Annotated in this window: 23 protein-coding genes; 12 read left to right on the forward strand and 11 right to left on the reverse strand. The window is 44.2% G+C overall.

What is annotated here, in order from left to right; translation table 11 throughout:
• Positions 1–12: 12 nt before the first annotated feature.
• A complete protein-coding gene (gene hemH, locus NL643_RS08835) occupies positions 13–975 on the forward strand; it encodes a ferrochelatase (protein ID WP_253644274.1) in 963 nt (320 codons plus the stop codon).
• A gap of 47 nt (positions 976–1,022) precedes the next feature.
• On the opposite strand, the gene NL643_RS08840 is transcribed toward hemH, so the two are convergent.
• The gene (locus NL643_RS08840; protein WP_104971387.1) at positions 1,023–2,411 is read right to left on the reverse strand and encodes a peptide MFS transporter; all 1,389 of its coding nucleotides are present in this window, start codon (positions 2,409–2,411) and stop codon (positions 1,023–1,025) included.
• A 334-nt stretch (positions 2,412–2,745) separates the two neighbouring features.
• Here NL643_RS08840 and rfaH point away from each other — a divergent pair, with 334 nt between their 5' ends.
• Positions 2,746–3,246 carry a transcription/translation regulatory transformer protein RfaH gene (gene rfaH, locus NL643_RS08845; RefSeq protein WP_005393056.1) on the forward strand — a complete coding sequence of 167 codons (501 nt, stop codon included), beginning with the start codon at positions 2,746–2,748 and terminating at the stop codon, positions 3,244–3,246.
• A gap of 148 nt (positions 3,247–3,394) precedes the next feature.
• Here rfaH and asnB read toward each other — a convergent pair whose 3' ends face one another.
• The 4 genes from asnB to nagA form a co-directional block, all read right to left on the reverse strand.
• Positions 3,395–5,059: an asparagine synthase B gene (gene asnB, locus NL643_RS08850; RefSeq protein WP_005393054.1), complete on the reverse strand. Its 1,665-nt coding sequence runs from the start codon at positions 5,057–5,059 to the stop codon at positions 3,395–3,397.
• A 230-nt stretch (positions 5,060–5,289) separates the two neighbouring features.
• Positions 5,290–6,879: a cation:proton antiporter family protein gene (locus NL643_RS08855; protein ID WP_006742714.1), complete on the reverse strand. Its 1,590-nt coding sequence runs from the start codon at positions 6,877–6,879 to the stop codon at positions 5,290–5,292.
• 81 nt (positions 6,880–6,960) lie between these two features.
• A complete protein-coding gene (locus NL643_RS08860; protein ID WP_006742713.1) occupies positions 6,961–8,175 on the reverse strand; it encodes an ROK family protein in 1,215 nt (404 codons plus the stop codon).
• Positions 8,176–8,177: 2 nt separating this feature from the next.
• The gene (nagA, locus tag NL643_RS08865) at positions 8,178–9,314 is read right to left on the reverse strand and encodes an N-acetylglucosamine-6-phosphate deacetylase (protein WP_047009534.1); all 1,137 of its coding nucleotides are present in this window, start codon (positions 9,312–9,314) and stop codon (positions 8,178–8,180) included.
• 489 nt (positions 9,315–9,803) lie between these two features.
• Here nagA and nagE point away from each other — a divergent pair, with 489 nt between their 5' ends.
• Positions 9,804–11,375, forward strand: coding sequence for an N-acetylglucosamine-specific PTS transporter subunit IIBC (nagE, locus tag NL643_RS08870; RefSeq protein ID WP_006742711.1), 1,572 nt, complete (start codon positions 9,804–9,806; stop codon positions 11,373–11,375).
• A gap of 235 nt (positions 11,376–11,610) precedes the next feature.
• Entirely contained in the window at positions 11,611–13,281 is a 1,671-nt protein-coding gene (gene glnS, locus NL643_RS08875) for a glutamine--tRNA ligase (RefSeq protein ID WP_005393044.1), read from the forward strand.
• Positions 13,282–13,570: 289 nt separating this feature from the next.
• Here the strand turns inward: glnS and fcrX are convergent, their stop codons facing one another.
• Entirely contained in the window at positions 13,571–14,020 is a 450-nt protein-coding gene (fcrX, locus tag NL643_RS08880) for a ferric iron uptake transcriptional regulator FcrX (RefSeq protein WP_005382141.1), read from the reverse strand.
• Positions 14,021–14,220: 200 nt separating this feature from the next.
• Here fcrX and NL643_RS08885 point away from each other — a divergent pair, with 200 nt between their 5' ends.
• Positions 14,221–14,724 carry a DUF4442 domain-containing protein gene (locus NL643_RS08885; RefSeq protein WP_047009532.1) on the forward strand — a complete coding sequence of 168 codons (504 nt, stop codon included), beginning with the start codon at positions 14,221–14,223 and terminating at the stop codon, positions 14,722–14,724.
• A gap of 50 nt (positions 14,725–14,774) precedes the next feature.
• Here the strand turns inward: NL643_RS08885 and fldA are convergent, their stop codons facing one another.
• The 3 genes from fldA to NL643_RS08900 all read right to left on the reverse strand — a co-directional run bounded on the left by fldA (position 14,775) and on the right by NL643_RS08900 (position 16,458).
• Complete coding sequence (gene fldA / locus NL643_RS08890; RefSeq protein WP_005393040.1) at positions 14,775–15,308, reverse strand: flavodoxin FldA; 534 nt, start codon at positions 15,306–15,308, stop codon at positions 14,775–14,777.
• Between the two features lie 48 nt (positions 15,309–15,356).
• Positions 15,357–15,578 (reverse strand): DUF2788 domain-containing protein, encoded by a 222-nt coding sequence (locus NL643_RS08895; RefSeq protein ID WP_005393038.1) that lies wholly within the window; start codon positions 15,576–15,578, stop codon positions 15,357–15,359.
• A 112-nt stretch (positions 15,579–15,690) separates the two neighbouring features.
• Positions 15,691–16,458: an alpha/beta fold hydrolase gene (locus tag NL643_RS08900; protein ID WP_253644275.1), complete on the reverse strand. Its 768-nt coding sequence runs from the start codon at positions 16,456–16,458 to the stop codon at positions 15,691–15,693.
• Between the two features lie 92 nt (positions 16,459–16,550).
• On the opposite strand from NL643_RS08900, the gene seqA reads away from it, so the two are divergent.
• Both seqA and pgm read left to right on the forward strand, forming a co-directional pair.
• Positions 16,551–17,093 (forward strand): replication initiation negative regulator SeqA, encoded by a 543-nt coding sequence (gene seqA, locus NL643_RS08905; protein ID WP_005393026.1) that lies wholly within the window; start codon positions 16,551–16,553, stop codon positions 17,091–17,093.
• Positions 17,094–17,185: 92 nt separating this feature from the next.
• Positions 17,186–18,832, forward strand: coding sequence for a phosphoglucomutase (alpha-D-glucose-1,6-bisphosphate-dependent) (gene pgm, locus NL643_RS08910; protein WP_253644276.1), 1,647 nt, complete (start codon positions 17,186–17,188; stop codon positions 18,830–18,832).
• 62 nt (positions 18,833–18,894) lie between these two features.
• Here the strand turns inward: pgm and NL643_RS08915 are convergent, their stop codons facing one another.
• Entirely contained in the window at positions 18,895–19,668 is a 774-nt protein-coding gene (locus NL643_RS08915) for a DUF1853 family protein (protein WP_253644277.1), read from the reverse strand.
• 232 nt (positions 19,669–19,900) lie between these two features.
• Here NL643_RS08915 and NL643_RS08920 point away from each other — a divergent pair, with 232 nt between their 5' ends.
• Positions 19,901–20,659: a Nif3-like dinuclear metal center hexameric protein gene (locus NL643_RS08920; protein WP_253644278.1), complete on the forward strand. Its 759-nt coding sequence runs from the start codon at positions 19,901–19,903 to the stop codon at positions 20,657–20,659.
• 92 nt (positions 20,660–20,751) lie between these two features.
• Here the strand turns inward: NL643_RS08920 and NL643_RS08925 are convergent, their stop codons facing one another.
• Entirely contained in the window at positions 20,752–22,041 is a 1,290-nt protein-coding gene (locus tag NL643_RS08925) for a citrate synthase (protein WP_005382163.1), read from the reverse strand.
• A 396-nt stretch (positions 22,042–22,437) separates the two neighbouring features.
• On the opposite strand from NL643_RS08925, the gene sdhC reads away from it, so the two are divergent.
• From sdhC to NL643_RS08945, 4 genes are read left to right on the forward strand one after another with little or no spacing between them, the layout of a single operon-like run.
• Positions 22,438–22,830 carry a succinate dehydrogenase cytochrome b556 subunit gene (sdhC, locus tag NL643_RS08930; RefSeq protein WP_017634811.1) on the forward strand — a complete coding sequence of 131 codons (393 nt, stop codon included), beginning with the start codon at positions 22,438–22,440 and terminating at the stop codon, positions 22,828–22,830.
• Positions 22,824–23,168: a succinate dehydrogenase, hydrophobic membrane anchor protein gene (gene sdhD, locus NL643_RS08935; RefSeq protein ID WP_005382169.1), complete on the forward strand. Its 345-nt coding sequence runs from the start codon at positions 22,824–22,826 to the stop codon at positions 23,166–23,168. The genes sdhC and sdhD overlap by 7 nt, the downstream gene beginning before the upstream one ends.
• On the forward strand, positions 23,169–24,935 hold the full coding sequence (sdhA, locus tag NL643_RS08940; protein WP_005393016.1) for a succinate dehydrogenase flavoprotein subunit: 1,767 nt from the start codon (positions 23,169–23,171) through the stop codon (positions 24,933–24,935).
• Positions 24,936–24,950: 15 nt separating this feature from the next.
• Positions 24,951–25,661 carry a succinate dehydrogenase iron-sulfur subunit gene (locus tag NL643_RS08945; protein WP_005382174.1) on the forward strand — a complete coding sequence of 237 codons (711 nt, stop codon included), beginning with the start codon at positions 24,951–24,953 and terminating at the stop codon, positions 25,659–25,661.
• Positions 25,662–25,814: the final 153 nt, after the last annotated feature.

The raw sequence follows: 25,814 nt of genomic DNA on the forward strand, positions 1-25,814 counted from the left end.
GAATAGGATGTTATGAAAGAGAATAATAAACAGGGTGTACTCCTCGTGAACCTGGGTACTCCTGACGCACCAACCGCTCCTGCCGTAAAGCGCTTTTTAAGTCAGTTTCTTCATGATCACCGAGTGGTAGACATGACTCGATGGCTTTGGTGTCCGCTATTGCACGGCGTTATCCTTCCAATCCGAGCTCCCAAGGTTGCTAAACTCTATCAATCAGTTTGGATGGAAGAGGGCTCGCCACTGATGGTGTACTCTAAGCGTCAAACAGAAAAGTTGGCTCAAAAGCTTGATATGCCAGTCGAACTTGGCATGACTTATGGAAATCCAAGTTTGCAATCAGGTTTTGAAGCGCTGTTGGCTAAAGGGGTAGAGGAAGTCATCGTTTTACCTTTGTATCCGCAATACTCGGGCACAACAACGGCAGCGGTTTCTGACGGAATAACTAAAGCGTTTAAAAACCTGCCCGTGATGCCGGGCTTTAGCTTTATTCGGGATTACTACAATCACCCGAAATACATTGAAGCGTTAGCGCATTCAGTTCGTGAACATTGGCAAGAGTATGGTAAGGGAGACTACTTGCTATGTTCTTATCACGGTATTCCAAAACGTTACGCTGATAATGGAGATGTTTACCCTCAGCACTGTGAAGAGACGACTCGCTTACTCGCTGAAGCGTTAGGGTTAAACGAGCAACAGATAGGTATGACGTATCAGTCTCGATTTGGCCGAGAAGAGTGGTTACAGCCCTATACCGATAAAACCCTAGAGGCACTTCCTGCAAAAGGGGTAAAAAATATCAATGTAGTGACACCAGCATTCTCTTCGGATTGTTTAGAAACGTTGGAAGAGATCTCGGAAGAGTGTAAAGAGATTTTCCTTGAAGCAGGTGGTGAAAGCTTTACTTACATTCCTTGTTTGAACGATAGTGAGCTTCATATAGAAATGATGGCTGAGTTAGTTCACTCTAAGCTTTAGGTACAAAAAGGGTCGCAAAAGCGACCCTTTCATTTTTTGTAGAACGATCAAGCGACTTGTACTTGCTGCTCTTCTACTTGTTCTGCTGTGCTGTGAGTATTCTCTGCACCATGCATCCAGCGAACGAGCGTATTCGAGAATAGAAGTAGGATGACACCACTCACGGTAGCGCTGACGGCAATGCCACTAAAGATAGCCATTGCGCCCAATTCTCCTACGTGAGATCCCACATAGCCCGCAACGTAGTTTGCAATCGCATTACAGCCAAACCATGCACCCATCATGAGTGAAGCTAAGCGAAGCGGTGCTAACTTGGTCACTAGTGAAAGACCAATTGGAGATAAGCACAGTTCGCCTAATGTATGGAAGAAGAAAGCTCCCACCAGCCACAACATTGATGTTTTTACCGTTGTGTCTCCACCTTGTTCTAGCACAGCGCCAACCATACATAGGAAGCCAATTGCCAAGAAAAATAGTGCCATCGCAAATTTCACTGGCGACGTAGGTTCGCGTTTACCCAGTTTTACCCAAAGGACAGCCAGAACTGGCGCTAGAGTAATAATGAAAAATGGGTTTAGTGATTGGAACCACGCAGCAGGTACTTCAAAGCCACCAATCATACGATCAGTATATTGTTGAGTGTAGATGTTCATCAGGCCACCGGCCTGCTCAAAGCCAGCCCAGAAGACGATAGTGAATAAGCTCATGACCAAAATTACTTTTAGTCGGTTTACTTCTTCTTTCGTGAGTGGCTGCTTCGTGGTGGCGTTTTTGTTGTTTAGATCTCGTTTCGCCGCCGGTTCGCGGCCAATATCACCAAGCCATGATTGAGCTAGCACCATTTGCATCACTAGGCTAATAATCATACCTACACCTGCGGCCACAAAACCAGCTTTCCAACCGTACGAGGTTGTCACAGAGCCAGAAACGACGCCGGCAAGTAACGCACCTAAGTTGATACCCATATAAAAGATAGTGAATGCGCCGTCACGACGGTTGTCACCCTCTTTATATAAATCGCCAACCATGGTTGAGATATTCGGCTTAAAGAGGCCGTTACCAGTGATAAGCAGACCAAGACCTAAATAGAAACTGTGTAGCGAACCAATACCCAGAGCGTCAGCAGGAAGTGCGAGTGTAAACTGGCCGATAGCCATTAACGCGCCACCAAGCAAAATTGAACGGCGTTGACCTAGATAGTTATCCGCTAAGTAACCTCCGATGAGAGGTGTGATATACACAAGACCAGTATAAATACCGTATAGGTCTAGTGCGTCTTTGGTTGACCAGCCAAGGCCGCCATTCATCGTTGTATCTGTAAGGTAAAGTACTAGAATGGCGCGCATTGCGTAGTAAGAAAAGCGTTCCCACAGTTCAGTACCGAACAATAAGAACAAGCCACGAGGATGGCCGAAATATTGATGTTGGTTTGACATAAGCTCTTCTAATAATAGTTATTACATTTTTTAACGACTTCTACGTATACATTGCAATTTAATGAGTGACAAACAATAAAATTTTGCATTACGACTAAAGTTGTTTGTTAAGTGACTGTTTTTGAGTGTATTTGCAGATGATATGATGGTGTGTTGGCTGTGTTACAAACTTAATTTCCATTTTTGTCTATGGACTTCTTCTCGTAAGTTCTTGAAAAAATACCGTTAATGCGAGCGATGTATAATCATACTTTTATAGATAAACTGAATGTCAATGACTCAACTTTGGCTTAATGCTAGGATAAAAACAAAATAGAATTGGCTAGTAAAAAAGATGAAACGTTGGTATCTACTTTATTGTAAACGTGGGGAGCAGGTTAGGGCGAAACAGCACCTTGAAAACCAAGGTGTAGAGTGCTTTTATCCAACTGTAGAAGTTGAGAAGATTTTGCGCGGGAAAAGACAAAAAGTCGAAGAGCCGCTGTTTCCTTGTTATGTGTTTGCTTACTTTGATTATGAACAGGGACCTAACTTCACCTCAGTCCGCTCCACTCGAGGGGTTGTTGATTTTGTGCGTTTTGGTGCTCAACCGAAAGAAGTACAAGGTGACTTAGTCTTTGAATTGATGCAGCTAGAAAAATGCTGTAATGAAAATACCGCTTCTGAGTGTATGCCAAAACCAGGTGATCAAATCCGAGTTAAGAGCGGTCAGTTTGCTGGTATAGATGCTATCTTCCAAGAGCAAGATGGTGAGAAACGCTCAATCATGTTAGTGCAGATGATCACTAAACGAGTGCCTGTCAGTATTGATAACAGCGATTTAGACTTGAAATAGCTAATGTGTACAAACAAAAAAAGAGGTGCTTTGGCACCTCTTTTTTAATCTTGCTGGTAATCACCAGCAGTGGGACGCTGTTTAGCGAGCTTAGCAAAACAACGATGGTTACCGATTAGGAGTAGGGCATGACACCCTACTTAGTCGCTTAGTAAGCGTCGTTATGGACGGTTTGCACCGCACGACCTGACGGGTCTACACAGTTTTGGAATGACTCATCCCATTCAATCGCTTTCGCTGATGAACAAGCTACTGAAGGACCACCTGGCACACACTCAGCCGCTGAAGGTAGTGGGAACAGCTCTTCAAAGATTTCTCGGTACACGTAACCTTCTTTTGTGGTTGGCGTGTTGTATGGGAAGCGGTATTGAGCCGTTTCCATCTGCTGATCCGTCACTTTTTGCTCTGCGACTTCTTTCAACGTATCAATCCAGCTGTAACCTACGCCATCAGAGAACTGTTCTTTTTGACGCCATGCGATCGACTCTGGCAAGTAATGCTCAAAACACTCGCGTAGAATGTGTTTTTCCATTTTGCCGTTGCCACACATCTTATCTGCTGGGTTTAGGCGCATTGCAACGTCGATAAACTCTTTATCAAGGAACGGTACTCGGCCTTCAACCCCCCATGCCGCTAGCGATTTGTTTGCGCGCGCGCAGTCAAACATGTTCAGAGCAAGCAGTTTACGTACCGTTTCTTCGTGGAACTCTTTCGCGTTTGGCGCTTTGTGGAAGTACAGGTAGCCGCCAAAGATTTCGTCAGCGCCCTCACCAGACAATACCATCTTGATACCCATCGCTTTGATCTTACGACCCATTAAGAACATAGGTGTGGATGCGCGGATGGTGGTCACATCGTACGTTTCGATGTGGTAAATCACGTCGCGAATCGCGTCGAGACCTTCTTGAATTGTATAAGTCATTTCATGGTGAACGGTACCGATTTGGTCGGCAACTTCGCGAGCGGCTTTCAGGTCAGGCGCGCCTTCTAGACCCACAGCAAAAGAGTGCAGTTGTGGCCACCAAGCTTCTGACTTTTCATCGTCTTCAATTCGCATCGCTGCAAAGCGTTTTGCTACCGCAGATGTAATAGAAGAATCTAGACCACCTGAAAGAAGTACACCGTAAGGCACATCCGTCATTAGTTGGCGTTTAACCGCTGCTTCTAGTGCTTCAGTCAGTTCTTCTTTGCTGGTGGTGTTACCTTGAACGGCAGCGTATTCGTTCCAGTCACGAACATAGTAACGCGTTGGCTCGGCATCTTTTGAACTGTAGTAGCTACCAGGAGGGAACTCGCTCACTGTTTTACATACTGGAACAAGTGCCTTCATCTCTGATGCAACATAGTAGTTGCCATGCTCATCATGACCTTGATAAAGAGGGATAATGCCAATGTGGTCGCGACCGACTAAGTATTCGTCTTTTTCTTCATCGTACAGAACAAAAGCGAAAATACCGTTTAGTTCTTCAAGGAGATCTGCACCCATATCTTGGTACAGTGCAAGAATGACTTCACAGTCTGAATCGGTTTGAAACTCGTATTTTCCTTCGTAACGAGCACGAATTTCTTTATGGTTGTAGATTTCACCATTGACTGCAAGGATGAGCTTTTTATCAGGGCTGTATAGCGGTTGTGCACCACTATTTAGACCAACAATCGCCAAGCGCTCATGCGCTAAAATAGCGCGCTCTGAAGAGTAAATCCCAGACCAGTCAGGGCCACGATGACGAAGTTTTTTCGACATTTCTAATGCGATAGGGCGCAATGCGGCTGCATCGCTTTTAATGTCTAAAATGCCAAATACTGAACACATACTACATCCTTACTAAACTAAATAATTTCTAATCGGTATGGCTTCAATTTGCCATTACTAGTAAAAAAAGCAACGTTTTGTGATTATAAAAATGATAAAAAGCCTTGTTGTGTAAATATTATTTAATTTAATGGCTGGTTTGGTGAATGGAATCAAGGTTTGGTATAAAAACCATACAAAAAAGCCTTTCTATTGATAGAAAGGCTTTTAAAAAATATTAGTATGGTTGCTTATTTTATTGGTGTGAACTGAGGTTCGAGTTGTTTACACACATGTCGAGCAAAACCGCTACCTGCTTCACTGTATATATTGAATGCGGCGTCAACTCCGCTTTCCAGCAAACCTTCCAACTGATCTGGGTACTCGGCGATAGCAGCTATTTGCCCTTTATATTTTCTGCGTTTAAGCTGCTCAAGTGCGGTTTGGTTACCTTGATGATGAGGCATGGCAAGCAGCACCAGTTTAACATGACCTGTATCTAAAATTCGTTCCCAAAAATCTGGGTCTGTGGCATCGCCAGCGATCACGTTTCTTCCCTCTGAACGGTGCTGATGTGCTGCATCTTCACGAATTTCTATGCCTAGTGAAATTTTGCCATAGCGCGCACGTAATTCATCATAGGCCCCAGTCCCGATGCGCCCCATGCCTAAGATCAATACCTGGGCATGCCCAGGGTTAATGAGTTGGTCACGCTGGTTAAGCTTTTCTGCGGCTGTCTCTTGCAGCCACTTGCCGGAGTGTTGATAAATTTTGTGGCTAAGGCGGTTAAGTGGCGCAGAAATAATAAAGGACACAGACACCGCAACCGCAATCGCAGCGAGCATATCGCTTGGCATCCAGCCCATTTTATAGGCCAACCCTGCGACAATAAGGCCAAACTCACTGTAGTTGAACAGCGATAAAGAGGCGAGCAAAGAGGTACGTACTCGAAACTTAAAGTGATTAATCGTGACGAAGTACAAGAGCCCTTTTATTGGTAGCAGTAAGATAAATAGTAGGGCGAGTACGACGCCATTGACGCTCAATGAAGCGGACAAGCCAATGTTTAAAAAGAAGCAGACTAAGAACAGCTCCTTCATATTGAATAGCGATTTGGATAGCTCTGAAGCTTTAGGGTGGCCAGCGAGTAGCATGCCTAAAATCAGCGCGCCCAAGTCTGGTTTCATTCCGACCAGTTCGAATAGCCCTGCCCCAACAACAAGCGCGAAGAAAATACCGAACAGCACCAGCATTTCGCCGTGGCCAACTTTATCTAACAGTTTATAGAATAGTGGACGAAGGAAAGGCAATGCGAACAAACCAATGGCATACCATTCTGGGACTTTGCCGGTTGAAGCAGTCAGGAATACCACGGCAAAAATATCTTGCATAACCAAGATACCGATCGCGAGTGTGCCGTAGGTCGCGTTCATTTCCCCTTTTTCTTGCAATGCTTTTACGGCAAAAACGGTACTGGAGAACGATAGTGCAAAAGCTAAAAGTAGGATTTGACCGCTATCCATACTGGCGAGCGAAGTTAAGCCCAGTAGTTTTAAACCTGATAGCGCTAGTGCAAAAAAAGCGGTAGACAGTATGTTGTGGGCGGTCGCTCCTCCCCATATTTCTTTGGACAGTAGCGTTTTGACATCAAGCTTGAGTCCGATCGTGAATAGAAGAAGAGTGACACCAAGATCTGCAAGAGTGACGATAACGTCATTGCTTTGATAGCCAAATGCATGCAAACCAAATCCTGCCAGTAGAAAACCAACGAGGGGAGGGAGGCTACATTTAAGCGCAATAAAGCCAGCTAAAAAAGCTGTTGTAATTAGAATAATTTCCATACTGTTGAGCTGTATTCCTGATATACAAAAACGGGCTGTGAAAACACAGCCCGAGATTGTAACTCAATTAGTTGTATAAACTTAGTCTTCAAGTAACTTTTGTAACAAAACTCCGTTTAGCATTGCGCGTTTAATCATCGCAAATGCGCCCATCGTTGGCTGCTTATCAATGTGTGAAGCCACGATAGGAAGGTCGTTATGGAAAGTTTTGAGAGATTGATTTTCGACATTACGTTGAATTGCAGGGAAGACTATGTCTTGTGCAGCAGTAATGTCGCCCGCAATGACAATTTTCTGAGGATTAAACAAGTTAACGGTAATTGCAATCGCTTTACCTAACTGGTTACCCACTCGCACTAAACTCTGCTTTGCAAGTTCGTCACCATCCATTGCATGCTGACACACTGCTTCAATCGTGATGTTTTCAAGGTCAGTCAAGCTTGACTCATAGCCTTGAGCAATCAGTTGTTTTACTCGTTGGATAATGGCTGGGTTCGCTGCTACGGTTTCTAAGCAACCAAAGTTCCCACATTGGCACTGTTCACCAAGCGGATCGATTTGAATATGACCAATTTCACCGACGTTGCGGTTAAAGCCAAGAAAAACCTGGCCGTTAACGATAATACCTGCGCCAGTACCGCGGTGAACGCTAACTAAAATGGAGTCCTGACAGTCTTGGCTTGCCCCAAAGTAGTGCTCCGCTAACGCCATGCCACGTACGTCATTCCCAACAAAGCATGCGGTATTAAACTTCTCTCCAACAATTTCACCCAGCGCCAGATTATCGATATCGGTATTCGGCATGTACTCAACCACGCCTGTTGTTGGGTTTACAAGGCCCGGTAGCGTAATACCAATTGCGATGAGCTGATCAATTTTGTCTTCGCAACGGTTTACGAAGTCTTTAAGTAAATCGATAAGCCCAGCGATCAAGTCAGCTTGGTTGGTGTAATGCAGTTCGTGTTGATCTTCCGCAAGTGCAGTGCCACCTAAATCGTACAAACAAAATTGTACGTAATCTCGACCTAAACGAACCGCAATAGAGTGGAAGGGTTTGACTTCGGTGGTCAGAGAGATTGCACGACGACCACCAGTTGAAGCTTGCTGGGCGACCTCTTTAATAAGGCCGCGCTCTAAAAGTTGGCGGGTTATTTTGGTAACACTAGCAGGTGCGAGCTGGCTCACATCTGCGACTTGAATACGGGAGATAGGACCTTGCTGATCAATCAGCCTATATACCGCAGCGCTGTTAAGCTGTTTTACTAAATCTACATTACCAATCTGTCCGCCATTCATGCTTAATTTTGCTCGTATTGTCCGTTAACAACCGTCGCTTTTACTTTGAAGTCACGATCGAAAATGGTTAGGTTTGCAACCATCCCTTTTCGAACTCGGCCAAGGCGATCCTCAACACCAATTGCAGTTGCTGGATATAACGTGGCCATTCGTAGAGCTTCGTCTAAAGCGATCCCCGCGTGCTCAACTGAATTCTGAACTGCTTCTATCATTGTCAAAGCTGAGCCGCCTAGTGTGCCGTTTTCATCAACACACTTACCATCTCGGTAATATACTTTCTTACCGACAAAAATAAAGTGATCAATGTTAGCACCTGCTGGAGCTGTGGCATCCGTCACCAAAACAAGCTTTTCACCTTTGATTTTATGAGCAATTCGGATGTTTGCGTAGTCTACGTGGAAACCATCAGCAATAATGCCAGCATAAACGTCAGGAGTATCGTAAATTGCACCAACAACTCCAGGTTCACGACCAACCATTGGTGTCATCGCATTAAATAGGTGTGTGGCAAAAGTAATACCTGCTTCAAAGCCTTTACGCGCTTCGGCGTAGGTCGCATTTGTATGACCAATAGAAACCACGATGCCGGCTGCTTTTAATCGTGCAATATGCTCTGGATCGTTTTGCTCTGGTGCAAGCGTTACTTTAGCGATGATATCGGCGTTTGCGCAGATAAGATCAATCATGCTTTCATCTGACGGGCGAATAAAATCGACGTTGTGGATACCTTTTTTCGCGACGTTAAGATAAGGACCTTCTAGGTGTAGACCAAGTGATTGGTTTTGATATTGGTTATGATATTCACGAGCGGCAGAAATTGCAGTTCGCATATCTTCGTCTGATGAAGTAATGAGCGTTGGTAAGAAGCTAGTACAGCCGGACTTGAGGTTTGCTTCGTGCATGATTTGCATGGTTTCCGGTGTGATTGCATCGTTTAGCATTACACCGCCACAGCCATTCAGTTGCAGGTCGATAAAGCCCGGACTTAGGTTTGCGCCTGCGAGGTCTTTCACTTCGATGCCCTGAGGTAGCTCTGCAACCGGCACAATAGATTGAATAAGGTCGTTTTCGATGATGACCGCATGATCGGTAAGAACATCACTACCGGTATAAATTTTACAGTTACTTAGCGCGTACATAGTCAGCTAGTCCTTATAGATGAGAATTCAATTTCTATATCGTTACCTAAGTGGAGACTGCTTTAGTCATATGGGTACTTAGTTTGTATCACTGAATTAGATAACGAGTCACATACAGCAAGTCGCGTTTTATCGATGTTATTGTCATAGTAACTAACTGAAAAGTAATGATTGTATGGTTTTTTATGATTCTTTTTCAGAGCAAAGTTACAGTGATTTACCCGCCTAGATACCAAAATAACACTGATTCTGCCTTGCATAAAGTGCGAGAATATTATCTTTAAAACGCCATTTTTTCGTATAATAAAATAAGTTTTATGATCTCGCTAGCAAAAACCTTCCGAAAGGGCAAATTGTGGTGATTATGATCACAAACGGTGAGCTTTTAATTTGCGGAGCAAAATTAATGTCATAAACTGAGGATGACTAAATTGGACGACTGAAATAAGTCATTCAACATAACATCTAATCCTATAGGGGGAACTTAAGGTGAATATTCTCGGATACGCGCAGAAGTTAGGTAAAGCTCTTATGCTTCCTATTGCGACTTTGCCAATCGCAGGCTTGTTACTGCGCTTGGGCCAGCCGGATGTTTTTGACATCGCATTTATGGCACAAGCAGGTAACTCAATCTTTTCTAACCTTCCATTGTTATTTGGCCTTGGTATTGCGATCGGTCTATCTAAAGACGGTCAAGGTGCAGCTGGCCTTGCTGGTGCAGTTGCGTACTTTGTACTGACAGCGACAGCGTCAACAATTGATGCATCAGTAAACATGTCGTTCTTTGGTGGTATCATCGCAGGTATTATTGCTGGCCACTCTTACAACGCTTTCCATGCTACACGTCTTCCTGAGTGGCTTGCTTTCTTCTCTGGTAAACGTTTAGTGCCGATTATGGCAGGTTTATTCGCTTTAGTTGCTGGTGCAGTTGGTGGCATTGTATGGCCAACAATTCAAGGTGGTCTAGATGCGCTTGCGCATGGTATCTCAACTTCTGGCGCTATTGGTCAGTTTATCTACGGTACACTGAACCGAGCCCTTATTCCTGTAGGTCTACACCACGTACTTAACTCATTCTTCTGGTTTGGTATGGGGTCTTGTCAAGAAGTGCTAGTAACTGGTGCAAATGCTGCGGGTCAAGCGCTTCCTGCTCTACAACAACTGTGTGTGGATCCTGCGCTAGCGAAAACGCTTGTGGCTGGTCAAACTCATACATTTGAATTCGCTAACTCTGTCACTCCTGAAATCACTGCAACAGTGAAGGAAGTAACTGAAACAGTTAAATCTGGTGACCTACACCGTTTCTTCGGCGGCGATAAGAGCGCTGGTGTGTTCATGAACGGTTTCTTCCCAGTAATGATGTTCGGTCTACCTGGTGCGGCGCTTGCTATGTACCTAGCGGCTCCTGCTGAGAAACGCAGCCAAGTTGGTGGTGCATTGTTCTCTGTTGCATTCTGTTCATTCCTAACTGGTATCACAGAGCCTCTAGAGTTCATGTTCGTATTCCTAGCGCCTGCACTATACGCTATTCACGCAGTGTTCACTGGTCTGTCGCTAGTTGTTGCTAACATGCTTGGTACGCTACACGGCTTCACATTCTCAGCTGGTCTAATTGACTACTTGTTGAACTACGGTCTAGCAACTAAACCGCTACTACTTGGTGCAGTTGGTCTTGGCTTTGGTGCTCTATACTTCTTCACATTCAGCTTCGCAATCCGCGCATTCAACTTGAAATCGCCTGGTCGTGAAGATGACGACAGCGAAGCAGCAGCGCCTGCTGGTGAGAAGAAAAGTGGTGACCTAGCTCGCCAATACTTAAAAGCACTTGGCGGTCATGACAACCTAACTTCAATCGACGCATGTATCACTCGACTACGCTTAACGCTAAAAGATCGTTCAGTCGCTGATGAGGAAGTACTGAAGAAATTGGGTGCGAAAGGTGTGGTTAAACTTGGTGAAAACAACCTTCAAGTTATCCTTGGTCCTCTAGCTGAAATCGTTGCTGGCGAAATGAAAGCAATCGGTGCTAATGAAGACCTATCGAATGTAAAACTGCCTTAATTACATCGAACTGATATCTGACTAAGACCTCCCTCGGGAGGTCTTTTTTTGTTTTGGCACTTTGAATCTGCTGTGCTTTCGCACTAACTCGATAAATATTGTCGTTTTAGCGCGAGTTATTGTTGTCTAATTGCTTAGAATTGTGGATCATTAGAAACAATGTACTCTGCAAAACCATACTTGGATGCAGAGTTCCGTTTTCTCTGACAATACTAATATTTTTGAGGTGCTATAGATGAGTGAAGCTGATGCTCGTCCATCAAACTTTATTCGCCAGATCATTGATAAAGATCTAGCGGATGGTAAACACACTAGCGTGCATACTCGATTCCCGCCGGAGCCAAATGGCTACCTGCATATCGGTCATGCTAAGTCTATCTGTTTGAACTTCGGTATTGCTCAGGACTACCAGGGTCAATGTAATCTACGTTTCGACGATACGAACCCTGAAAAAGAAGACATCGAATACGTTGAGTCTATCAAGAAAGATGTAAACTGGTTGGGCTTTGAGTGGAGTGGTGAAGTATGTTACTCATCAAACTACTTCGATAAGCTTTACGAATATGCAATTGAATTGATTAACAAAGGCTTAGCGTACGTAGATGAGCTAAGTCCAGAGCAGATTCGTGAATACCGTGGCACGCTAAAGGCGCCAGGTAAACCAAGCCCATACCGTGACCGTTCTGTTGAAGAGAACTTAGCGTTATTTGAAAAAATGCGCGCTGGTGAATTTGAAGAAGGTAAAGCGTGTCTTCGTGCCAAGATTGACATGGGTTCTTCATTCATGGTTATGCGCGATCCAGTTTTATACCGTGTGCGTTTTGCTACGCACCACCAAACTGGTGATAAGTGGTGCATTTACCCAATGTACGACTTCACGCACTGTATCTCTGATGCATTAGAAGGCATTACACACTCTATCTGTACGCTTGAGTTTATGGATAACCGTCGTCTGTACGACTGGGTTCTGGACAACATCACGATCGAAAGCCGTCCACATCAGTACGAGTTTAGTCGCCTAAACCTTGAATACACGGTGATGTCTAAGCGTAAGCTTAATCAACTCGTCACTGAAAAACTGGTTAACGGTTGGGATGACCCACGTATGCCAACAGTCTCAGGTCTGCGTCGTCGTGGCTTCACGCCAGCATCTATCCGTGAGTTCTGTAAGCGTATTGGTGTAACGAAGCAAGAAAATATGATCGAGTTTAGCTCACTAGAATCTTGTATTCGTGATGACCTAAACGAGAACGCTCCGCGTGCAATGGCTGTGCTGGATCCTGTTAAAGTTGTTATCGAAAACTTTGAAGAAGGTGCAGTAGAAAACTTGACGGTTGCTAATCACCCAAACAAACCAGAGATGGGTGTGCGTGAAGTACCATTCACTCGTGAGTTGTGGATTGAGCGTGAAGACTTCCGTGAAGAGGCGAACAAAAAGTACAAGCGTTTAGTGCTAGGTAAAGAAGTTCGCTTACGTGGTGCTTACGTGATCAAAGCAGAGCGCGTTGAAAAAGATGCCGAAGGCAACATCACGACTATCTTCTGTTCTTACGATGCAGACACACTAGGTAAGAACCCGGCTGATGGCCGTAAAGTAAAAGGTGTGATTCATTGGGTATCAGCTGATAAAGCATTACCAGCGGAAATCCGTCTTTACGATCGTCTATTTACGGTTCCAAACCCGGGTGCAGCAGAAGACTTTGCTTCTACAATCAACCCTGAATCATTAGTTGTGATCAATGGTTTTGTAGAGCCTAGCTTAGCATCAGCAGAAGCAGAAAAAGGCTACCAGTTTGAGCGTATGGGTTACTTCTGCGCAGACTCGAAAGATTCTTCAGCAGATAAACTAGTATTCAACCGCACGGTTGGTCTACGTGATACTTGGGCAAAAATTGAGAACCAATAATCTCGATTAATGCAAAAACCGATAAAAATGCCAGCAAATGCTGGCATTTTTTTATTCTCATTATCGTAATGCGGCGGTTATAGGTACTGTAGGGAGTTGCTTAAGAACGAGGGACGTTTGATAAATGTTCGGTTTGGAAGCAAAACAATGATGTTTATTAAGGTTTGAATTGGTAAGTCTAATCGACGCTTTACAAAAGTTGGTACGGCAATTCAGCTATTGAAAGATATCGCCCTCAGAAACAAAAAACGCCAGCATGAGCTGACGTTTATTTTAAATCAACAAACCGTTATTTTTTTGGTTTGTGTGCATCTGGATTGTCTTTACAACCACCATCACTGCACTTGCCGTACAAGTATAAGCTGTGGTTTGTTAGCGTGACATTGTACTTAGCTGCAATCTCTTTTTGACGTTCTTCAATAAGATCGTCAGAAAATTCAATTACCTCACCACAGTCTAGGCACACTAGATGGTCGTGGTGATGTTGAGTCGATAATTCGAAGACTGACTTACCACCTTCAAAGTGGTGACGAGTTACAATACCAGCATCATCGAATTGGTTTAGAACTCGGTAAACAGTTGCTAGGCCAATCTCTTCACCTAGATCAATCAACTTTTTGTACAAATCTTCAGCACTGATGTGCTGGCAGTCTGGCTGCTGAAGTACTTCTAGAATTTTTAGCCTTGGAAGGGTTACTTTTAAACCCGCATCCTTCAGCGCCTGATTATTATCTGACATATACTTTCCCGTTGGATCATCTGCAGCGATTTAACAGAATTCAATCTTCCTACCATTATAGGATAAGCGCTCAGAACATTAAACCACGAACTTCAAAGGGTTAATAGAATCTTTTTGTAAATTAGAAACAGGTCGATTATATTACAGATCTGACCAGTTACAACTTTGTAACATTGAGCTTAGAGAGGGCACGGACTGCGATGAATAAGCGACTTGCGAAGATATACAAACCAGGAATTGTAAAATTCGCACTCAATATTTGGCCACCTTTTTGGGGCGCTGGTATTAAAATCTTACATATTTCTGAAGACTTTCGTACCGTGAAGGTGCGTTTGAAACTTCGCTGGTGGAATAAAAACGCCAATCGTACTCAGTATGGTGGCAGTATTTTCTCTTTAACTGATCCCATTTACTCGTTGATGCTGATGGGGATTCTACGCGAGGAGTATTACGTGTGGGATAAAGAGGCGAGTATTAACTTTATTAAGCCAGGGCAAAGTGATTTATATGCAGAATTCGAAGTTACTGAAGGGATGCTAGAAAACATTTATCAAATGACACGGAATGGGGAAAAGTGTTTTCCTGAATTTATTACCCATGTAAAAGATAAACAGGGGAACGTGGTTTCAGAGGTTCAACGCAAGCTTTATGTAAGAAAGAAACCTCAGTATCGTGAAGAGGAAGTGCTCACCGATGCTTTGTGAAAATATACAAAAAGACCTCCAATCGGAGGTCTTTGCATAATTCGATTTATTTAGCCTTCAAGCTCAGCTAAACACATTTCTTCGTAAATCTGTTTAACCCAGTTCTCAACACGCTCGTCAGTCAGTTCCGGTTGACGGTCTTCATCGATACATAGACCTACGAATTGGCTGTCGTCGCCTTCAACAAGTGCTTTAGACGCTTCAAATTCGTAGCCTTCTGTTGAAGTATGGCCAAGAATTGTGCCGCCTTTAGACTCAACGATATCACGTACTGTGCCCATCGCGTCACAGAAATATTCTGCGTAGTCCTCTTGGTCGCCACAGCCAAAGATAGCCACTAGCTTAGTAGAGAAGTCGATTTGCTCAAGTTCAGGGAAGAAATCATCCCAATCACATTGTGCTTCACCGTAGTACCAAGTTGGGATACCTAGAAGAAGAAGATCGAAGTTATCAATGTCTTCTTTGCTGCTTTTCGCGATGTCTTGAACGTGAACTAGATGCTTACCTAGTTGCTTTTGAATCATCTTTGCAACGGCTTCAGTATTACCTGTGTCGCTACCGAAGAAGATACCTACACTTGCCATAGAGTCTATACCTTTACATTGTTTGTTATTGGCGATGGTACTAAGGGTTTAACCTAACCCAGAGCCTTCCCAAGTTAGCTGAATTACACCTTTTGCAATAAAGCCAGCACAGCCTAGGAAAAGGACTAACCACACAATACGACGACCAAAAACAGGTACATTGCCTTGCTTTAGCACATCTTTTATTGCCATCCCGATGAAAAAGAAGATAGCAGCAAAAAGAAGATCGAGCCCAATAGACTCGAGCATATCCATATAGTCGTAAAGCATTTTAGCCCTTCATGCCGAAAAATCTTGGGCGCACTATACCACTGTTAAACGGTAAAGTTAATGCACTACAAGAAGGGTTATTTCAATAATCTATTGTTGCTTTTCGAATTTGTTAACTCGAAATGTATTTCCGAATGACTCTCATTACTTCAGCCGGTTTTTCGGCGTGAAGCCAGTGGCCAGTATTAGCGATAATATGTGCTTTTGCTTGTTTGAACTGTTTTTGCACCGCAGGTTGGTGCTCTGGCATTAAGTAATCGGAATCACCACCTTTAACAAACAGAGTGGGTATGTCTGTTGGGGCAATTTCCTGCCAGCCGATAATTTGTGCGTAATTCTCATAAAGGCTCGGTACGTTAAACCGCCAGTCCATTTTATCGCCATTTTTGTATAGTGACTTAGAGAGAAATTGTCTTACACCGTCGATCTCAACATGTTGAGCTAGGATATCCATCGCTTGTTGACGGCTTGCTGGCTTTTCGTTAATTACTGCGTGTAAACCGTTAAACACATTGTTGTGACGGTTTGCTGTGTAGGCGACAGGTGCCATGTCGAGTACAACCAACTGTTTGACGAGCTCTGGAGCAATGTCCACCAGTGTCATCGCGACCTTTCCACCCATTGAATGCCCAATAATAATAGATGGATCTACATTTAAGTGTTGTAGGAGTTGCGCCACATCTTTTGCCATGTCGGCGTAATTATGAATGTTTGAGTGAAAAGAGAGGCCGTGATTTCTCAGATCAATACTGATCACCGTGTGATCTTTAATAAGATCGCGGGCTAGTAGACCCAGATTACTTAAACTACCAAACAATCCGTGAATCAAAACAACTGTTTGGCCTTGGCCTTCCTGCTTATAGTTGAGTAATGCTGACATTTTATCTTATTCGTGATGGGTTTAACGTGGAGTATCCGAGAGGATCTCGTTATAATCCCCCAGAGTTTAAACATTGAGAATGTGAAAAGCGAATGAAAACAATTGAGGTTGATGAGGATCTATACCGTTACATTGCTAGCCAAACTAAGCATATCGGTGAAAGCGCCTCGGATATTTTGCGACGCCTTTTAAACCTTGATGGTCAGTTGCAGGAAGCTGAAGCCGCGCCTGTAGTAGAGAAGCCACAAGGGATTGTAGTAAGTAAAGATGCGGGTAAAACGGAATCTGTTGATGTAGTGAAAGAAATGCGTTCGCTGCTTATTTCTGATGAGTTTGCCGGTCTAAAAAAAGCGATTGATCGCTTTATGTTAGTACTATCGACCTTACATAAATTAAATCCAGAAGGTTTCGCGCAGGCTACGAATGTAAAGGGGCGTAAACGCGTGTACTTTGCAGATAATGAAGAAACCTTGTTGGCAAATGGCAACACGACCAAGCCAAAAGCCATTCCTGGCACACCGTTTTGGGTTATCACGAACAACAATACCAGTCGTAAAAGACAGATGGTTGAACAAGTGATGACACACATGGGGTACCAACCTGACTTAATAGAAAAAGTAACAGGTTCAATCTAAGAAACCTGATAGAAGCCTCATAATGTGTCGCAGTTAGCGGATATTATGAGGCTTTTTTAATTTTATTTGTATTTAAAGAAAGGATGTCAAACATGGCTATGCACCCTCGTGCTGGGCAAAAAGCGCAGCAGGAAGATCTTCATAATATTCCGGCACTTGTTGCCAATTACTTCTTGCTTCAACCTGATGCTAAGAACCCCGATCACAAGGTTCAATTCGGCACATCAGGTCACCGTGGTACCTCTGATAAGCATACATTTAACGAAAACCACATTTTGGCTATTGCTCAAGCGGTTGCAGAAGTTCGTGCCCAGCAAGGGACCACAGGTCCTTTGTTTGTCGGTAAAGACACGCATGCTTTGTCTGAACCTGCATTTTCTAGCGTGATTGAAGTTTTGATTGCGAATGGCGTAAAAGTCATCGTACAGCAGGATAACGGCTACACGCCAACACCAGGTATCTCGCACGCAATTCTGACTTACAACATCAAGCACGATGAAAAAGCAGACGGTATTGTGATTACACCATCTCATAACCCACCACAAGACGGCGGTATCAAATACAATCCGACTCACGGTGGTCCAGCAGAAGCTGAGTTGACTCAAGCTATCGAAGATCGTGCGAACGCGCTGATTGCCGAAGGTTTACAAGGTGTTAAACGCTTACCACTAGCAGAAGCAAAAGCATCGGATCTGTTTGTGGAGATGGACTTGGTTAAACCCTATATCGATGATCTGGTGAACGTTATCGATATGGAAGCAATCCAAAAAGCAAATCTGAAGATTGGTGTAGATCCATTGGGTGGCAGTGGCATCGATTACTGGCGTCAAATTGGTCAGGCATACAACCTAGACCTAACGCTAGTAAGTGAAGCGATTGATCCTTCTTTCCAATTCATGTCTCTCGATAAAGACGGCGTTGTACGTATGGACTGTTCTTCTCCATACGCAATGGCGGGTCTATTGGCACTGAAAGACGAATACGATTTAGCATTTGGTAACGATCCTGACTACGACCGTCACGGTATCGTTACGCCAAAAGGTTTGATGAACCCGAACCACTTCTTAGCCGTTTGTATCGACTACCTATACCGCCATCGTGACGCATGGGGTAAAGATGTAGCTGTTGGTAAAACACTAGTATCAAGTGCACTGATTGACCGTGTTGTTGCGGATCTAGGTCGTGAGCTATGTGAAGTACCAGTAGGCTTTAAATGGTTTGTTGATGGTCTGTACACTGGTAAATTCGGCTTCGGTGGCGAAGAAAGTGCCGGGGCATCTTTTCTTCGTAAAGATGGTACGCCTTGGTCAACAGACAAAGACGGCATCTTGTTATGTCTTCTAGCGGCAGAGATCACTGCGGTAACGGGTAAGAACCCACAAGACTACTATGAAGAGCTAGCGGCGAAACACGGTGAGTCGAAATACAACCGTATTCAAGCTGTAGCGAATGGCCCTCAAAAAGACGTACTGAAGAAGTTGTCACCAGAAATGGTCGCGGCTGAAACACTAGCGGGTGATCCAATTACGGCTCGTCTCACGCATGCGCCTGGTAATGGTGCTGCAATCGGTGGTCTAAAAGTAACGACGGCAAACGGCTGGTTTGCTGCTCGTCCATCAGGCACAGAGGACATCTACAAGATTTACTGTGAAAGCTTCAAAGGTGAAGAGCACCTAAAACAAATCGAAGCAGAAGCACAAGAGATCGTTAATCAAGTGTTTGCAGCTGCCGGCCTGTAAACCATCCAATAGTCGATTTAGAAAACAAAGGGTTGATGTGCAAGCATCAACCCTTTTGCGTTTTAAGGTTCCTGAGCTGAGTTGTTTCCGGGCCAGGAATCCGGTACCACAAACCAGAATTGACCGTCCTCCGTTTGTGCATGTACAAATCGGTCCGAAGGCTTTTCAATGGGTTGAGAGAAATCGTCCGTACCAATCGCCCAGCATGGTTTGTGTAAATGATAAAGTGGCTTACCGATTAACTCCCATTGGCTCTGGTAGCACCAGTAACCACTAATCTGACTTGGATTTAGTTCATAACCCAAGCACTCGCTAGGATTTGGCTCTGGAGTAAACGGATTAATATAGAGTCGTCCTTGCATCAATAGACGTTCTTGTGGAGCGTCGTTTAACGGAATTATTTTTTGAAATTCCGGGCGATCGCTCATTTTCAACTGATGAGTAAGCATTCTATTCAGTTTTGTATGCAGCTGGTCGTGAGCATTCGGACCATACCAAACGCCGTTATAAAGAAGATAAAACTTAATCGCTACTTCCCAGTGTTCTATTTGATTTGATTCTGTATTCCGCAACACCAAGTCGATAGCACCAATAGTCTTACCTTCGATGTCGTTTAACTGAACCTCTTCCGCGATAACCTGATATCGTTCTGAACTAGAGAGAACTGCAGTGCATAAGTGCTGATATAAAAAGCCCAATCTTGGATTACCATTGTATTGCTCAGCGTTATTTAAAGGCGTTACCGAAAGATCCTCTAAGGTTGTAAACGGAGGGCGTAACTTGAAAAGAGGAGGTGAAGTGGCGATCCATTGGTAAAAGTGTTGCAGTTGGTTCATCCGTATCCCTATATGTATGGTGAGGCGACAAGCTTTGTTATTGTAACTAAATTTGCTTTTGAGGGTAGGGTGGCTAGCATCGATATTAGGGTTCGAGATACACTTTAAATACCTAAATGATATCAAGGTGCCAGATGTCAAAACGTTGTTGTATCAACTAGGTTGCACACTCTCGGTCTGATTTCATCGAGAGGTTATTTAGGTTTACATGCGCTAGAAATTGGAAGTAATAATGAATAACTTAAAGCTAGAACAGATTCTTAATGACAAACTGTCACCGCAGTTAATTAAAGATTACGCACCAAACGGGTTACAGGTAGAAGGGACGCTAGCCGTAAAGCGTATTATCACTGGCGTAACTGCCTCTCAAGCCTTAATCGATAAAGCGATTGAGCTTAATGCAGACGCATTACTCGTTCATCACGGTTATTTTTGGAAAGGTGAACCTGAGCCAATTCGTGGTATGAAAGGTAAACGAATTCGTAGTCTGATCAAAAACGATATCAACTTATATGGTTATCACCTTCCTCTGGATATTCACCCAGAGCTAGGCAACAACGCCGAATTAGCTCGCTTACTTGAAATCGAAGTAGAAGGTGGACTTGAAGGACATCCTCAATCAGTAGCCATGTTTGGACGCTTGAAAAAACCGATGTCTGGTGCTGAGTTTGCGAGCAAGATCAATCAAGTTCTTGATAGAGAACCACTGCATATTGCTCCAGAGAATACCGATAAGATGATTGAGACGGTCGGTTGGTGCACTGGTGGAGGGCAAGATTTCATTGAGCTTGCTGTACAACACGGATTAGATGCGTTTATCTCTGGCGAAATTTCTGAGCGTACAACCTATACTGCGCGAGAAATGGACATTCATTACTTTGCTGCAGGTCATCATGCTACTGAGCGTTATGGTGTTCAGGCTTTAGGAAAATGGCTAGCGGATGAATACGGCCTACATGTCGAGTTTATCGATATTGATAATCCGGTTTAGTGTTCGCTATTCATAACGTGAAACGCTGAAAAGAAAAAAGGGTTGAGACAAAATCTCAACCCTTTTGTTTGTTTATCTTCTAACTAAAAAGATCATTCACGTTCGTGAAGTGGAGAAAACTCACGCTGTGTCTCACCAGTGTATAGCTGACGAGGACGACCGATGCGGTTCAGTGGATCGCTGTGCATTTCGTTCCAGTGAGCAATCCAACCGATGGTACGAGAAATCGCGAAGATAACCGTAAACATAGAAACTGGAATACCAATCGCTTTAAGAATGATACCTGAGTAGAAGTCTACGTTCGGGTACAGCTTCTTAGAAACGAAGTACTCATCAGAAAGCGCAATGCGCTCAAGTTCCATTGCTACATCTAGTAGAGGGTCTTGAATGTTTAGCTCTTTGAGAACTTCATGACACGTTTCGCGCATTACTGTCGCACGTGGATCGTAGTTTTTATAAACGCGGTGACCAAAGCCCATTAAGCGGAATGGGTCATCTTTGTCTTTCGCTCGGTCTACATACTCAGGGATGTTATCGACGCTGCCAATCTCTTCTAGCATTCTCAAGCACGCTTCGTTTGCACCACCGTGAGCAGGTCCCCAAAGTGATGCAATACCAGCGGCAATACATGCAAATGGGTTAGCACCAGAAGAGCCAGCTAGACGTACAGTTGACGTCGACGCATTCTGTTCGTGATCCGCGTGTAGCGTGAAGATTTTATCCATCGCACGCGCAACGACAGGGTTTACTTCATACTCTTCGCAAGGGTTTGCGAACATCATGTGTAGGAAGTTTTCTGCGTAGCTCAAATCGTTGCGTGGGTAGATAAATGGCTGACCGATAGAGTATTTGTAACACATTGCAGCCAGTGTTGGCATCTTCGATAGCAGACGGTACGCCGCGATCTCACGGTGCTCGTCGTTGTTGATGTCAAGAGAGTCGTGGTAGAAGGCTGCAAGTGCACCGACTACACCACACATTACTGCCATTGGGTGAGCATCACGTCGGAAGCCATGGAAAAAGCTTGCGATTTGCTCGTGGACCATAGTATGACGCGTTACGGTCGTCTTGAATTGCTCGTATTGTTCTCGGGTAGGGGCTTCACCATAAAGAAGGATGTAACATACTTCTAAGTAATCTGCGTTATTGGCTAATTGATCAATCGGGAAACCGCGGTGCAAAAGAATACCTTTGCCGCCATCGATGTACGTGATTGATGATTCACAAGATGCAGTGGCAAGAAAACCTGGGTCAAAAGTAAAGTAACCATTGGCTCCCAGCTTACGAACGTCAATTACAGGTGTACCTAGCGTACCGTCCATAATTGGCAGTTCGATTGGCGCTTGACCTTCAACATGAAGGGTCGCTTTCTTATCCGCCATAACAATCTCCTTTGTTTATTATTTAATCCGTCCAGGATGTTTATGTGCCATTTTTGTACTGTTGTTAAAGCTTAAAGTCAATTTTTCTCCATCTTTGTGTGCACTTGTTATGATTTTTCTCATGAAAATCGTTAAAAATCTGTTCTATGTAGCATAATTTGTTACACCAATTGTATTAGAATGTTGCTCGCCGTATATTGGCTAAGAAAATTTTAGTTAAATCCTTATAAATTCGGGGCTAGAAACAAAGAGTGAGGTTTGTTGCTGGACTCCGATTGTTAACAAGTTGTTTACAATTATCTGGGTGGTTACTCGCGATATTTGTTAAATAGATGTTAACTTTTGTACGTTTGGAAGCTGAAATTGGTTATAACAATAAATGCTCAATGGAGCTGAGTGAGCAAGCCCGTGAAAGAAAGAAAGTCAAGACCTGTTAATTTAGATTTACAGACCATCCACTTTCCTATCACAGCAATCGCATCCATCCTACACCGTGTGTCTGGGGTAATTACGTTTGTTGCGGTGGGTATACTACTGTGGTTACTGTCCATTTCTCTGTCATCCCCAATGGGTTTTATGGAAGCCGCTGACATCGTCGATAGCTTCTTCGTAAAATTCATCCTGTGGGGAATTCTTACTGCACTTGCCTACCACATTGCAGGTGGTATCCGTCACTTGTTGATGGATCTAGGTCACTTTGAAGAGCTAGATTCTGGCACGATGAGCGCTAAAGTCGCGTTTGGTGCAACAGCAGTATTATCATTATTGGCGGGGATCTTGGTATGGTAAAACACGTATCTTCATTTGGTCGTAATGGTGTACACGATTTCCTACTAATTCGTGCAACTGCAATCATTATGACGCTATACACGATTTATCTGATTAGCTTCTGTGCATTTTCAGATATCTCTTACGCATCTTGGACCCAATTCTTTGGTGGTACCTTCACTAAAGTATTCACCATGTTGGCACTTGTCTCGATCCTGATCCACGCATGGGTCGGTTTGTGGCAGGTATTAACGGATTACATTAAGTGCGCGAAACTGCGTGGCGCACTGCAACTTGGTGTTATTGCCGTGCTATTCGGCTATGTCTTCTCTGGTCTATTTATTCTGTGGGGTGCGTAAGTGTCTATTCCAGTTCGTGAGTTTGACGCCGTAGTAATCGGCGCTGGTGGTGCAGGTATGCGCGCTGCACTACAAATTTCAGAACAAGGCCTATCATGTGCTTTGTTGTCAAAAGTATTTCCAACGCGTTCTCATACTGTGTCTGCACAGGGCGGTATTACCGTTGCTCTGGGTAACTCGCACAAAGACGATTGGCAATGGCACATGTATGATACCGTTAAAGGTTCCGATTACATCGGTGACCAGAACGCGATTGAATACATGTGTAAAAATGGCCCTGAGTCCGTTATCGAACTAGAAAAAATGGGTCTTCCATTCTCTCGTTTTGATAACGGTACTATCTACCAACGTCCATTCGGTGGTCAGTCAAAAGAATTTGGTGGTGAGCAAGCTGCACGTACAGCAGCAGCTGCGGACCGTACAGGTCACGCGCTTCTGCATACGCTTTACCAACAAAATGTGAAACACAAAACCACCATTTTCTCGGAATGGTATGCACTAGACTTGGTGAAAAACCAAGACGGCGCCGTAATGGGCTGTACTGCGATTTGTATGGAAACAGGCGAAATCTGTTACTTCAAATCAAAAGCAACGATTCTAGCAACAGGTGGTGCAGGTCGTATTTACGCGTCGACCACTAACGCACACATCAACACTGGTGACGGTGTAGGTATGGCATTGCGTGCGGGTGTACCTATGCAAGACATGGAAATGTGGCAGTTCCACCCAACGGGTATCGCTGGTGCAGGTGTTCTTGTAACAGAAGGTTGTCGTGGTGAAGGTGGTTACCTTCTAAATAAAGATGGCGAACGCTTCATGGAGCGCTATGCTCCTAACGCGAAAGACCTTGCAGGTCGTGACGTAGTTGCACGTTCAATGATGATCGAAATTCGTGAAGGCCGTGGTTGTGATGGTCCTTGGGGTCCACACATTAAGCTGAAGTTGGATCACCTTGGTAAAGAAGTGCTTGAGTCACGTCTGCCTGGTATCTGTGAGCTGTCTCGTACTTTCGCGCACGTTGATCCAGTGAAAGAGCCAATTCCAGTAATTCCAACCTGTCACTACATGATGGGTGGTGTACCAACTCAAGTGTCTGGCCAAGCAATCAAGCAAAAGGCTGACGGCAGCGAGATGGAAGTACAAGGTCTATATGCATGTGGTGAGATTGCTTCTGTATCAGTACACGGAGCAAACCGTCTAGGCGGCAATTCATTACTAGACTTAGTCGTATTTGGTCGCGCGACTGGCTTGCATCTTGGCGAAACGCTCGCAGCGCAAGCTGAGGCACGCCCTGCAACTGAATCTGATATAGAAGCATCTCTAGCGCGTACCATGCGTTGGGAAAATAGTACTGGCGGTGAAGATCCAGTTCAAATCCGTAAAGACCTACAAGCTTGCATGCAAAACAGCTTCTCGGTATTCCGTGAAGGCGATGCAATGGCAACGGGTCTAGAAGAGTTGAAAGTAATTCGCGAACGTCTGAAAGATGCGCATCTAGCGGACAAGTCTTCTGAATTCAACACGCAACGTATTGAGTGTCTAGAGTTAGACAACTTGATGGAAACAGCATTCTCTACAGCCGTAGCGGCGAACTACCGTACTGAAAGCCGTGGTGCACATGCTCGTTTCGATTTCCCTGAGCGTGATGATGAGAACTGGCTATGCCACTCTATCTACAACCCGGAAACAGAAGCGATGACTAAGCGTGATGTGAACATGACGCCAACGCATCGTGAAGCTTTCCCGCCGAAAGTACGTACATACTAAAGGGAGGATACGACTATGAAATTGAACTTCTCTTTATACCGTTACAATCCGGATGTGGATACCAAGCCTTACATGAAAGAGTATACCCTTGAGGTAGACGAAGGCTCAGACATGATGGTGCTTGATGCATTGATTCTGCTAAAAGAGCAAGATCCAAGCATCGCGTTCCGTCGCTCATGCCGTGAAGGGGTATGTGGTTCTGATGGTTTGAACATGAATGGTAAAAATGGTCTAGCGTGTATCACACCGTTATCTGCTCTACAAGGCGATAAGATAGTTATTCGTCCACTGCCAGGGTTACCTGTCGTGCGCGATCTTATCGTTGACATGACGCAGTTCTATGATAACTATGCGAAAGTTAAACCATTCTTGATTGATGATGGTGCATTACCACCATCACGCGAGAACCTACAATCGCCTGATGATCGTGCGCATTTAGATGGATTGTACGAATGTATCATGTGTGCATGTTGTACAACGTCTTGCCCATCATTCTGGTGGAACCCTGACAAATTCATCGGTCCAGCTGGTCTTCTTGCGGCGTACCGTTGGCTAATTGATAGCCGCGATACGGCAACAGATGAACGTTTGTCTGATCTTGATGATGCATTTAGCGTTTTTCGTTGCCATGGCATCATGAATTGTGTAAGTGTTTGTCCTAAGGGATTAAATCCGACGAAAGCCATCGGCCATATTAAGTCGATGCTGGTTAATCGCTCGGTTTAATTTACTCGCTCTTAGGAATGTCGCAGTGTTGCGGATCACCCGATATGACCGCTTCACTGCTTCAAGAATATTTCGAGTAAAGAATACAAAAATTGCCGACTAGTTCTGGTCGGCTCTTATAGCTCGGCAAAGACCGAAGCAAACGTGAAAACT

The organism is Vibrio sp. Y42_MX_L11 (assembly GCF_024181785.1).
GTDB classification, from domain to species: domain Bacteria; phylum Pseudomonadota; class Gammaproteobacteria; order Enterobacterales; family Vibrionaceae; genus Vibrio; species Vibrio diabolicus.